A 13,295-nucleotide genomic window follows, 5' to 3' on the forward strand; every position below is an offset into this window, starting at 1 on the left:
TTATTTTTTATTTTTCAACAAGGCACGATAAGCGTAATGGATAAAATAATAGCACGCCCTCAAACATCCGATTTTTTCAATATTCCTGTATATATTCCATTGCCATAAAATAACAGATAGCTTATTGGCAGACACAGACTGCTTTCTCACTCTATACAGTGCATGAACAGCATTTGTATTCCTCGCTACATACCCTTTCTTCAATATAGACAACCATAATATATAGTCTTCATGGTGCATATTTCGACAATAAATCTTGCCAACTTTCTCCGTATCGTATATCCCCGTGAGATTACCTATCACATTCCCTTTCAACAGCTCTTTATAAGAAACTTGCGATGGAGCTGTCACAATTCTTTGTCCCCGTTCTCCTTCTTCACTGATTTTCTCATAATTGGAATACACGATGGCGGTGCTCACATCATCAAACAGTCTTAACTGTTCTTCCAATTTATCGGGCAACCATACATCATCGCTATCCAAAAAAGCAATATAACGCCCTTGCGCATTTCTTATACCGACATTGCGAGGCTCACAAGGAGACCCGGAAGGTTTATCTGTGTGAAATAGACGAATTCTACTATCCTTTTCTACGTAATCAGCAATAAGACCAACGGATAAATCCGTAGAACAATCATCCACAATCAGCAGTTCCCAATTTGAATAACTTTGCGCCAAGACAGAATCAATAGCAAATTCCACATACTTTTCTGCATTATAAACAGGCATAATGACAGAAACCATTTCATTCATAAAACAAACGGATTATTTACTGCTAAATAGATAATGCTTTAATTTTCCAAAAGCTTTGATAGAGCGTTTCAAGTCAGAAGGATTAGCCAAGCCTACACGCAGGCGATGAAAAATATAACTGATGCGTAGATAATATCTCTTACGGGCCATGTTACAAAATGCTACCATATCTTCGGCTGTAAGTTCAGGAGTGGAAAGTACTGTGTTATGCGTACCATCAGGCAAGCAATATTTATCATAATCTGTAACAATATAACCATTTGTACGAGCCCATTGATACGCCTCCGTACCCGGATATGGTATTAATGGAAAGAATTGAGCGGTATCTGTGTTCAGTTTCAATGCCAACCTCAAAGTTTCAGCCATCGTCTCTTTTGTTTCTCCATTATTGCCTATCATATAACAGGCATGAATCAATAAACCAGCCTTCTTGGCATTTGCCACATATTCATAGAACTGTTCTACTTTCGTCCCTTTCTTTATATTATCAAGAATTTGCTGATTGCCACTTTCTATACCTGGAATAATCAAGCGACATCCTGCCTTTTTCATGATGCACATAGTTTCCAAATCCAAATCCACACGTGCATTACATAACCATTTTAATCGCTTTTGAAGTTTTCTTTCCATCAATAGCCTACAAATATCCAGCACACGCTTCTTGTTGGCTGTAAAGGTATCGTCTTCTATCACCACCTCCTTCACATCGGGAAAGTTTGCCGCAATATATTCAAACTCGGCAACCACATTTTCGGCAGAGCGGGCACGAAAAGCATGTCCGTGCATGGTCTGTGGGTACACACAAAAGTTACAACGGAACGGACATCCACGCCCTGTGAATATCTGAATAGACGGATAAGTAGCCGCTGCAAAAAAATAATCTTTTTCATCCAAATGTTCTTTAATGAATTGTGAGGCAAATGGCAACTCGTCCAAATCCTTCAGAGGCGGCATTTTTTCAGTACGAATGAATCCATCTTCTATCCGCATACATAATCCACGGACTGACTGAAGTTCTGTACTATTCTGCAATGAATCTGCCAATTCTTTTATGATGCAGTCATACTCGCCAATGGCTATAGCATCTACAGCAGAAGAATACCTTAATGTTTCTTCCGGACAGGCAGAAGGATGTGTACCCACCAAAATAATAAAAGAAGAAGGATATAGCTTCTTTAATCTTTCGGCAAAAGCCACATCACTTTTTATAGAAGGTGTACTCGTATCAAGCACAAACAAAGTCCTTTCATTGTCTTCTTTCTGAATAATTTCCAATGATTGTTCTTCATTCAACTGTTTGGCCGGGACATCCAAAAAATGTATTTTATGCCCATGTTCTTGAGAATATAATGCGGCATAAATCAACCACAAAGGATAATATAAAGCACCGCTTTTTGTAATGGCCGGACTACGGGACTCTCTGGAGAATTTCCCAAACTCAGCTTTAAAGGGGGGATTAATAAAATAAATGTTCATAATTAATTATTTTGTTAGACTTCTAATCAACAAGAAAAAAGCGAGATAGAAACGATAATTTATTTTATACCACAAGCTATTAGTGCTTTTTGCACCAGCAAAAGAGACTGTATGTTCGTGTCTTCTATATAATTGCAAAACCTTAGGATAATAACCACATTTGAAATGAATCTGGCTAAACAATGCAATCCACAAATCATGAGCTGCCATTTTCGAAGGAAAAGGCAATGTAGCAAGCAGTACTTTCCGTTTAAATGCCATACAGCTTCCCAACCACAAATCTTTCACAAAATTGCCCCAAACGGATTTGTCCAAAGGAGACTTCTGTACATAATATTCATCTTGGGTAATATTCAAATTAATATCAGTTAATGCACAATTACATGTCACAACATCATAATCTCCTTTAGTCAAAAATTGTGTTAATTCCTCAATCTTATTGGGAAGCCAAACATCATCTTGATCTGCAAGTAAAATGACATCTCCTTTTGAATGAATCAAAGCATTCTCAAAATTATGTGTCACTCCTTTCTTTCTTTTATTTACAAGAAACCTGATTTTTTTATCATGATAAGATTTTATAATATCAGCAGTCGAATCTGTTGAATTGTCATCAGAGATAACCAATTCATCTTCTTCACTCAATTGCAGTAATATACTATCAATTTGTTCTCTCAAAAAAGCTTCACCATTATAGGTGGCCATACATACTGAAATCATTTTGAGAATTATTATATTTAAATTTAATCAAAGTCACTAAAAACAATGCCCAATAAAGATTAGCATGCCAAAATTCTTTAACATTATATACTAACAACCAAATAAAAATCAGCCAACATAACTTTTTTATTATGCCATCTCTTGTCGAATTACATATTAGTTTACAACATTTATATTGAAAATAATAGAACACAATTGTACCAACAAGCCCCCAATAAAATAAATTCCTCAAATAACCAACATCAGTCTGTTTATAAAACAACCCATCTGCCGTAACAAATTGGCCATCACCTAATAACCATGTTTTAAGATTATCAGGAAACAAATACATCTCATATAACCTATTTGACGAACCTGTTTCAAAACTTTGCGATTCGCTCATATTGATATACCATTCAAATGCCCAATTATATGTAGCACTATATTCACTATTTTCTATAAGAGAGATGCTTATAATTAATAAAAGAATAATCGAACATACTATTAATAATATATACATAAAAGAATAGATACCTTTTCGCTTATACAATAAATAAGAATAATAAAGGAAAGAGAGAAAAATCATAAGAAAAAATGTCCGAGCAGAGAGTATCCCCATGATAGAAATGAACACTATCGAAAGCACATACAAAATTTTATGTTGATATAAAGTAGATTTATTAGAAAAGCCCAATGATATTGCAGAAAAGAGAGCAAGACCGTACATCACAGCCATATTGGCATATTGGAACTTGCATAAAGCTATTACTCGAAAAGAAGCTTGAACTTCCATGAAGTTTTCTTGCTCCATACCCGAACTTATATGACTTATAATATACTCTTGTAGATTTCTATCAAAATACATAAAAATTGAAATTAACCCCTGCACGATAGTTACATATATAATCCATTCCAATAGCACATAAAAAGAAAAAGACTTTGATGATTTTGAAATTAGATTAACTACAAGCATAGCTGAAAAAGGATATAAAAAAAAAGATAATATTTTTTTTATTAATGATAAGTCATAAGCATTATTGTACACCCCTGTTGCAGACAATCCAATAATCATTACGAGAATAGCAATTTTCAGCATCTCATATATTCTTTTGTTCAAGTACCTTCCTACATAAAATATAAAGTATAAAATTCCACATAAATGGAGTAACTCACCAGTATCCAAAGGTAAAAAACAAAGGCAATAGGATAGAGATAACAGAATAGAGCAATAAATGCTAACACAGAATATGATATCGTTTTAATCTTAATTATCATAACAATCTGCTTATCTACTCAACGAATACTTGCTCTCATATAGGCTAACTTAGTTTTTATATACACAATCATTTTCCCCAGAAAGTCAAAACCATGTAAAGCTAACCACATTGGAAGGCGATTGTACAATGGCATCTGCTTGTATCGCCAAATATTAATGTTTGTTTCAGGAAAAGTAGATTTCCAACGTTTAATATCTTGTATTCCTGAATGAATGAAAAGACCAGACTTTGCCCAAAATTTAATTTTATCAACCAAATACTTATAACGGTCATTAAAATGGAATGACATCCATTGCTCAAGCAATTCTGCACATAAGATTTGTTCTTCGATATAATTCAATTTTGGTTTCATCGCCATTGAAAACAAGTTTTGCCTATTATAGTGATAGAAAGTGTAAGGTACAACAATGGTTTTCAATGAAATAGCTCTTAATCTTAGAGTAATTCCTAAATCTTCTTGCATATTTATTCCCTCAAACCACCGAATATTATTAGCTGTGTACAATGTCCTGCGTATTAGTTTATTCCATACTGCAGAATTCAATGTTGTAGGAATGGAAGCCAATAAAATCTCAGGAGTTTCATTAAGATACGAATATTCAATCTTTTTATGCCAATGATTATATTCTTCAAAGTAATTACTGCACACAATATCTGCATTTTGTTTAACCGCAATGCTATACATTGTTTCATACATTTCTGGTTCCACCCAGTCATCACTATCACAGTGAATTATATACTCTCCCTTCGCAGCATCAACTCCCTCTTGACGAGTATAAGCAAGTCCACGATTTGGCTCATGAAACAATATTTTCACAAGCGGCTGTCTTTCCGGATATTCTTTCAAAATATTTTCCAGTATTGTAATACTATTATCCGGAGAACAATCATCAACGAAAATATATTCAATATCCTTTAATGATTGCTCAAATAAAGAACGTGCACAACGCTCAATATATTTTTCTACATTGTAGATTGGAATAATAACACTAACTTTAGGATTATAACTAACAATATTATTCATTATAAAATCATTAAAACAATCGTTCTCTTGACCAATATATATTCTCTTTCACAACCTTAGCAAGAACTCCAGCCGCTAAACAATTCTTTGGAACATCCTTTGTGATAACACTATTAGATGCTAAAATAGCGCCTTCTCCAATTGTAACACCTTTCATAACAGTAGTTTGAGGGGCTATCCAAACATGCTTTGCTATCCAAACCGCCTTTGCTTCATTAATCCGTTCATGGTCGCTATTAAATATTGGATGAGAATCACTATTCCTAATTATTATATTATTAGAAAGCATACAATCTTCACCTAAATTTATAGAAGAACCATATTCTTGTACACATAAATGTACTGTATGAGTAAATGTACAAGAATTACCTACAATGATTGTATTATTATCGCCTTCAATCCAAAAACTGCACTTCTTACCTATAATACAATTATTACCTATAATAACTTTATTGTTTTTTCCACGAACATATATCTTCAAACCATAAATTCTACTTTTTATTCCTATTCTTATATAATTATTACACCCTCTAATATCTTTATCTATGGAAGAATACAAAGCTTTATTCTCAATTGTATTACTAATTCGCCAAGTTAATCTTATAAATAAAGGAAATGTCAATAACCTCAAATAATAGATTATTTTAAATAGAAATGAACTTGATTTCACCAATTTATTAATTAAATCCATAACAAGAATAACTCATTAATAATCATATAAATATAAAAGACCAAAGGATACTATTTAACATATATTTCTTGTATTAAAACTATTATTCAATGTTAATTTATTCAATAAAGAATACTGTTAGCAATCCTTTCTTCACGAGTGTACCAAACTATATTCGTAGCTTCCTTTTTATAATCGAAATGCTCGTTAGGAATCATGAAGTTAGCACCATAATGAGCCTGTAGATATTTGTCCGTCTCAATGGGCACATTCAACATCATACCTTCAAATGGTATCTGCGTCAAGCCCCTATAAGGTACTGATATTTTCTTTACTTGCATCAGAGAAAGATTTCTGTTTTCACCTCCAAACGGAGAAAAGCTATTACAATATGCTCCATTTTCATCTTTATGAAAGAAAAAAACATCTATTGAAACACCCGCATATTCATAAGTTTGTTCAAAGCCATCAACACCATCATCTCCGACTTTAAATTCCCTGATTAATTTAAAGCCGGCTTTTGTCAATACATCATAAACCATCGTTGTATTCTTAAAAAACACACCAATATCTAAATCGTAGTCATGCTTTATAAAACCATGTTCCCTGTATGCACCCAGCAACGTTCCGAATTCAAGCCAAAAAGAAATTCCATTTGCATCTAAGGCCTCTTTAAGCTTTTCCAACAAAAGCTTAGCATTTCGACGAAACACTCTTTTTTTCTGATTAAGTTTACATGCAACAAAAGTTCTGTAAATCGGACGAATCAATGCTTTAGCTAAAATATTATCTCTATACCTAAAAGCCAAACGGTGAATTAAATTCATATAGTTAAATCAAATTATTTATTAAAAAAATATTCCATAAATTCCTTCTTAAGACCATGATTCCCATCTTGATGACCATTAATTTCCCAATTATCATTGCCTTCAATAAATACTGGTCCATTTTCTGTTATTGCAATGTCCCATCCTATTGAATGAATATCCAAGAAAAAAGTATGGAATCTTATAGCCATCTCAATGGATTCTTTCAAAAATGGAATAGTAAATGTACTAAAAACAATATGACTGTTAGGATGTTCCGCCGTTTTCAATCCATAATTTGGCTTATATATGCCGTATTCATCCAAACGCCCTGTACTTATATCAAATCCAACAGCAATTCCACCTTGTGAAGTATTATCTACAATACTACCATTAGCACCTATACGAAGAATAGGCGGTATCGTTTTAATCTCACCATCTTTTAGACTTCTTATTGTCACAAGTCTAATCGTATTGACAGACTTATCATACAATCTATCCATCTCATGATGCTGCACTACTTTCTCTTGGCAGATAAAAGTCGCACTACTTATATCATTCCTAAAATGAGCTAACGATATTTCTATTCCATTTTCGAATATATTTCCACTTCGAATCTGCAATGCGAATATTCCTTTTCCACATTCACCGTCTATAACTTTACAAAACATATCATAGTCACCGGATATTACAAAATCGTCTAATGACATTTCCATTTTCACATCTACCAGATAAACATGTTCGTTACGGATATAAGCAATAATACGAGGAGTGCTAACGCCAAATTTATCAGCAATCAAACCGAAATAAAATTTATTTCGCAAAAGACATGTGCTATTATGAATAGACTTTAAATTCAATTCATCCCTGCGCTTCATGAATGGTGCATAATTTACATATTCACTTGCTTCCTTATCGCCTTTAACATCCAAACCATACATAAAATAATACTCGTTGGGAGCACCGTCTTTTATTATATATTTTACTTGTTCAAAGAAAACACGACAGTGTGGCTTACTTTTTTTCTCTGGAAAATAACTCGCATGACTCCAATACTCCTTATGGGAAAAGAGCGCACATATACATTTGGGTTTTGTATATAAAGTCATGACTACCCAATTCAGTAATAATTCAATAAGTGAAAATAATCTACGCTTCATAAATTGCTCAATTTAACATTCATGATTACGATAAATAATCTCTTGTTCAAGTTCTTTTTGGAGAATGAGTCTGCTCATTTTTTTACTTCTAAAATATAGAGACCTAATAGCTCTAAAGAGAAAATAAGAAAACGAATAGAAAGGAAGACCAACCATTAATTGTGAGATCTTGAAAAGAAAAGGTTTTCTTATCCTCCCCTCTATTATATTGTCGCAGAGTTTCGTTAATCTATAACTAGCACATACAACATTATCATTTATTTCTATACACCCTATCATACCGATATTCTCTGTTTCCCTCCATTTCATTAATAGAGGATGTGAGACATAGGGCCATCCATAAGAATATGGACAATTGGACAAATCTTCACCTTCACTTGGATAATAAGTAGGTCTGGGTTTATTTATATATCTGTCTGGAAAGAAAAAATTACCCAAACTAAAGTATATAAATTTATTATGACTACTTATCAGTGGCTGAATTCTATGTGTATGCCCACCAATGATTCCATCAGCTCCCCAGTTTAGGATTTTATCAGCTAATGTTGTCATTGATGGAGTAGGGAAATAGGAATATTCTACACCCCAATGAAGAAAAATAAAAAGATGATCATATTGACTTTTATTTTTTTCAATACTTTCCTTTATGCTCTTTTCTCTCATTTCATTCATGCCCGCTTTATTTTCAGTTGCAAACGGTACATATCCAACAGTATCCATCCTCCAATCACAAAAGGCCAAAAACGCAATTGACACTCCCGCAAATGTAAAGACAGCAGGACGAGAGGCTTCTTCTGAATTCAACCCAGCCCCACAATACTTTATTCCTAATTTATCAAGTTGTTTACATGTATTAATCAAGCCCTCTTCACCTAAATCAAATGCATGATTATTTGCCAAACTGACAACATCAATCCCCATTTCTTTAACTCTGTACAGATCAGAAGTCGGAGCATAGACTATGTCTTGTTTTCGTACCATCTTCTCAGGATCAAAACTAGGCTTATCTCCTATCGCACATTCCAATGTAGCAACTCTAATATCAAATGACTTTAAAAATTCTAAGACATCACTTTTTATATAATTATCCTTCTTCCCATGATGAACACCGGCAGGCATTACATCACCAACACATGCTATTTTAATCATCGTCTAAAAATCGAGGTTAATATTTGTCCTATGTTACCTAATTGTTCTACCTTCAAACACCATGATATTATAAAGTATAGAACCAAATATATAATACCCATATAGCAATCATATTCATTTGATATTTCAAATATTTCCTTTGTTAAAAATAAGATCATTAATGGGCATGTCGTTATTAATACTATAGGAATGATATCTCTAAATTGCTTACCCAGATTATAACCTATTTGAGAAGAAACAAGATACATATTTATAAATGAAATCACATAAGCCCCTACAACCATTGCTCACAATATGCCATATACCCCCCACTTCAAACCTGCAAAAATTAAAATCATTGCAAATATTCTCTTTACCAAATTCCACTTAAATAACAACCAACTTTTACCGATTGCAGCTATAGAATTATATGAAACACCTTGAAATGTCACAGCAATACCAGACAAACATAATATTCTAAAATAAGGAACACAATCAATCCATTTTTCTGTAAAAAGAAAGACTATTAAAGGTTTGGCTACCATTATTAAAAAATACATCAAAGGGGAAATGAGAAATAATAAATTACATGATAATTGTCGAATTATTTTTTCCAATGCCCTATTATCATCTTTGACCTCTACCAATAAAGGATATGAAACTTGATCTACAACTGAAGCAATACTATTCGATGACTCAGTTGCCAATTTTGCAGACTGTGTATATAATCCCATAACCGTTGAAGAGAATTGTCTGCCTATGATGAGTCCTTGAATATTATTGCATAGATTATTAAGAAAAGACGAACATAGCATGAAAAATCCGAAATTGAATAATTCTTTTAATGATTTCCATGAAAACACAAGTGAAGGTATCCACTTATTAAAATACAAATACAGTAAAAAACTAAACACACTCACAAGAATCTGCTGTATGACCAAGCTCCAGACTCCCATTCCATTATATGCCAAGAAGATTGTAACACAAACAGCCAACAAGGATGATATAACTGTAGCGTAGGCACATTCCTTAAATTTTAATTTCTTTCTTAACTGAGTACTTTGTACTACACTCAATGAATTAATTATTAACACTACCCCCAGAACTTTCAACAGATTATTCAATAAGGGCAATTTGTAAAAAGATGCTATAAATGGAGCACAAAAATACAAAACGATATATGATCCTATTGAGAAGAAAATATTCCAATAAAAAATGGTTGAATAGTCCTTTGTTGTTGGATTTGTTTTCTGAATCAGAGCAGAAGCAAATCCTCCATCTATAAATGTATTTGATATGACTATAAAAATCATAATCATCCCAATCGCACCATAATCTTCTGGCAATAACAATCTTGCCAAAATTATATTAGAAATAAAAGACAAGAAAGTATTACCAAACTTCTGTATAAATGCCCATACAAAACTTATAGTTACTTTTCCCATTATTATATCCAAAATTTAGCAGTTTCTTTTTCTTGCATAAAGAAAGGAAATTGGGCATTATTTAAACGCTCATATATTTTACATGCAAATAAAATATCATGTAACCCTAATCCTATATTGTATGCAATAATCCGTTCTTCATCATTCTCACGGCCCGGATTTCGACTCAACAGAACATTACTAAATTCGTCAAAAACCCTAAATTTGCTAAAGTTTTTGAAGCCACACACATGACCTCTATCATCACCATAAATTTTATCAAAAAACAAATCACAATTTTGAAAACCTCGAGTATGGACAGGTAGCAGTAAAACACCTTTATTATATAAAGTATTATCAGAACAGATTAAATCTGACGCATCAGTTATACAAGATATGATAATTTCCGCCCCAGATATCAATTCTTGAACAGTGTCAACTATCTCAAATAGAGCATTGGTATATTCTTGAAATCTTTCTATAAAAGAGTCTGCTTGATTCTTATAACGCAGTAAACGAAATTTAACGCCTTTATTTGCATACAAAGATAATAAACACATCGCTGTCGCACGAGCTGTATTGCCCAACCCTATAAAAGAGAATGTATATGCATCAGATTTCTTCAATTTGTCTATAGACAATGCAGCAACTGCACCTGTTCGCATAGTTGTTATCCAATCCCCATCCATCAATGCAAGCAAATGCCCTGTTATACTATCATAAAGAAGTATATCACTACTTAATGCAGGTTCTCTACCATTTATTCGACACACTTCTTTTACACCAAAAAAACGATAAGGCTGAGGCAGCAATGCCGGCATAGAGGTGAAAAAATCATTACATTGCGGATGAACGCTTATTTTAGCAGGAAGTTGAGCTTCATATTTCATACGGAATGATTCATCAACCCAAGCCACACACTCCAAAGGAGATATATTCAAATCACGGATTTGTTTACTTTGAATAATAAGAACTTTATTCTTCATCTTATTTACAATGACTTTAAAATACCAATCAATTTTGCATTGTCTTCCCTATTCCTGATAGCCAGACGTATCAGGTTTCGTCCATTCATATGCGACTTCAAGCCACAGTTGCTGATAATGACATCATGCTCTATCAACTTTTGTGTCAGTTCGGCAGAAGTATATTTGTCTATAACCTCGCACAAGAAATAATTGGCCTGCGAAGGAATGACATGCAAGTATGTAATCTGCGTCAGCTCCCTAAAGAAGATTTCACGCTCTGCAATGAATTTCTGACACGCTTTTGCATAGTCTTTTTCGTACTTTCCATAAATCTGCAAATAGAACTCCGCAAAAGAATTGATGTTCCAAATGGAAACTTCTTTCTTTATATGAGCTATTAAATCCACGTTAGAAGATGCAAATACACCTAATCTTAAACCGGGTACGCCATAAGATTTACTGATAGATTTCATTACCATCATAGATGGATATTGCAGAAGTATATCATTATGCAATAAACTATTATCTGCATATCCCGTAGTAAAATCCACAAAACTCTCATCGACAATCAGGCGTATTTTCTTGCCTTCACACCAAGAAGCCAATCTAAGCACATCCTTCTTGGATATAAAGTTCCCGGACGGATTATCCGGATTGATAAGTAACAATAATGATATTGGCTTATCGTCATAAAAATCCATCAAGTCATCTGCTGTATAGGAAAAGTTCGTGTTTTGCGAAATATAAGCCACTATCTGTCCCGGACGAAGCCGGTTGGGATATTCGTCAAATGTAGGATAAATAATGCCAACCTTGTCACCTGCATGTTCTTCCATCACAACCTTGATAAGTTCGGCAGCACCATTACCCACCACAACAAACTCTTGCTTTATACCAAAATATTTACCTGCCAACAAAGAATTTACATACATACCCGAAGGGTATTCTGTGAGTAATGTATCGAAGTTGGCACGAAGCTCATCCTTCATGCGCTTAGATGGAAAAAATGGATTGACGAGGTAACAATAATCTAATAATTTAGGGAAACGCCAAAAACCTCCATAGCGCTTATGATATTCTTCATACTTAGTTTCACTACAAGAAAATATAGTTGAAGCAATATCCAAATCTTGTACATCATCTATCTCATACCATTTTTCATCCTGAATTGGTAAAGCTTTTAGAGTTGATGAATTAAGCAATGTCAACACACGCAATACCTGTTCATAGTATTCATTATTTCCCATCACCCGACTATAAGCATCAAGAAAAGGAACATATTCGTTTGTAGAGAACTCGCGGCTGAACTTGTAAATGTTTACCGTTTTATAGTAAACATCTGCATCTTCATATCTAAAGGCTTGCTTGGGCACAAAATTCACAATATTACAATCTGTGTCTATACGCACCATCGTACCATCCATCCATGTCTCATATTTGGCAACCAATGCCAAATTCGGATAAGCATCATCTACTATCATCGGGAAAAGTGCATCGTCAAATATCAAATCAGATTCAATAAGTAAAGTATCATCCTCCTGAAGCTCTTTTTTTGCCAATGAAAGCGAATAGATGTTATTGGTCTTGTCATATACAGGATTATCAATGTACTCTATCTTTATTCCCTTATATTCGCTACCAATATAATTCTTTAAATTTTCTCCTTTGTAGCCTATTACAATGACAACACGAGATAAAGCGAGCCTTGATAGTTGTGTCAATGTTCTATCAATAAGTGATATACCATTCACTTGTATCATACACTTGGTATTGTGTTGGGTCAAATCACCCAAACGTTTCCCCATGCCAGCGGCTAAAATTATTGCTTGCATAAAATAATTGTTTTTTGTAATAAAGCAAATTAAGTCAGAAGTTGAACAGATTCTTTGTTTAGAAGCTTTTTACTCCTT

Annotated in this window: 12 protein-coding genes; all 12 read right to left on the minus strand. The window is 33.6% G+C overall.

Annotated features, from left to right (window positions below):
- Entirely contained in the window at window positions 1-753 is a 753-nt protein-coding gene (locus BACHE_RS12815) for a glycosyltransferase family 2 protein (RefSeq protein WP_013548130.1), read from the minus strand.
- Window positions 754-765: 12 nt separating this feature from the next.
- Entirely contained in the window at window positions 766-2,229 is a 1,464-nt protein-coding gene (locus BACHE_RS12820) for a B12-binding domain-containing radical SAM protein (protein ID WP_013548131.1), read from the minus strand.
- Window positions 2,230-2,235: 6 nt separating this feature from the next.
- Window positions 2,236-2,949 (minus strand): glycosyltransferase, encoded by a 714-nt coding sequence (locus BACHE_RS12825; RefSeq protein ID WP_013548132.1) that lies wholly within the window; start codon window positions 2,947-2,949, stop codon window positions 2,236-2,238.
- The gene (locus BACHE_RS12830; protein ID WP_013548133.1) at window positions 2,921-4,024 is read right to left on the minus strand and encodes a hypothetical protein; all 1,104 of its coding nucleotides are present in this window, start codon (window positions 4,022-4,024) and stop codon (window positions 2,921-2,923) included. Before BACHE_RS12830 ends, BACHE_RS12825 begins: the two co-directional genes overlap by 29 nt.
- Before the next feature lie 197 nt (window positions 4,025-4,221).
- Window positions 4,222-5,229: a glycosyltransferase family 2 protein gene (locus BACHE_RS12835; protein ID WP_013548134.1), complete on the minus strand. Its 1,008-nt coding sequence runs from the start codon at window positions 5,227-5,229 to the stop codon at window positions 4,222-4,224.
- Between the two features lie 10 nt (window positions 5,230-5,239).
- Window positions 5,240-5,920 (minus strand): acyltransferase, encoded by a 681-nt coding sequence (locus tag BACHE_RS12840; RefSeq protein ID WP_013548135.1) that lies wholly within the window; start codon window positions 5,918-5,920, stop codon window positions 5,240-5,242.
- 101 nt (window positions 5,921-6,021) lie between these two features.
- The gene (locus BACHE_RS12845) at window positions 6,022-6,726 is read right to left on the minus strand and encodes a LicD family protein (protein ID WP_013548136.1); all 705 of its coding nucleotides are present in this window, start codon (window positions 6,724-6,726) and stop codon (window positions 6,022-6,024) included.
- A gap of 14 nt (window positions 6,727-6,740) precedes the next feature.
- Entirely contained in the window at window positions 6,741-7,865 is a 1,125-nt protein-coding gene (locus BACHE_RS12850; RefSeq protein ID WP_013548137.1) for a sugar-transfer associated ATP-grasp domain-containing protein, read from the minus strand.
- A 12-nt stretch (window positions 7,866-7,877) separates the two neighbouring features.
- Window positions 7,878-9,014: a CapA family protein gene (locus BACHE_RS12855; RefSeq protein WP_013548138.1), complete on the minus strand. Its 1,137-nt coding sequence runs from the start codon at window positions 9,012-9,014 to the stop codon at window positions 7,878-7,880.
- Window positions 9,015-9,301: 287 nt separating this feature from the next.
- Window positions 9,302-10,438, minus strand: a complete 1,137-nt coding sequence (locus BACHE_RS12860) for a lipopolysaccharide biosynthesis protein (RefSeq protein WP_041579406.1) — start codon at window positions 10,436-10,438, stop codon at window positions 9,302-9,304.
- Between the two features lie 2 nt (window positions 10,439-10,440).
- Entirely contained in the window at window positions 10,441-11,403 is a 963-nt protein-coding gene (locus tag BACHE_RS12865) for an ornithine cyclodeaminase (protein ID WP_013548139.1), read from the minus strand.
- Window positions 11,404-11,408: 5 nt separating this feature from the next.
- Window positions 11,409-13,217: an aminotransferase class I/II-fold pyridoxal phosphate-dependent enzyme gene (locus BACHE_RS12870; RefSeq protein ID WP_013548140.1), complete on the minus strand. Its 1,809-nt coding sequence runs from the start codon at window positions 13,215-13,217 to the stop codon at window positions 11,409-11,411.
- Window positions 13,218-13,295: the final 78 nt, after the last annotated feature.

The organism is Bacteroides helcogenes P 36-108, from assembly GCF_000186225.1.
Classification (GTDB): Bacteria; Bacteroidota; Bacteroidia; order Bacteroidales; family Bacteroidaceae; genus Bacteroides; species Bacteroides helcogenes.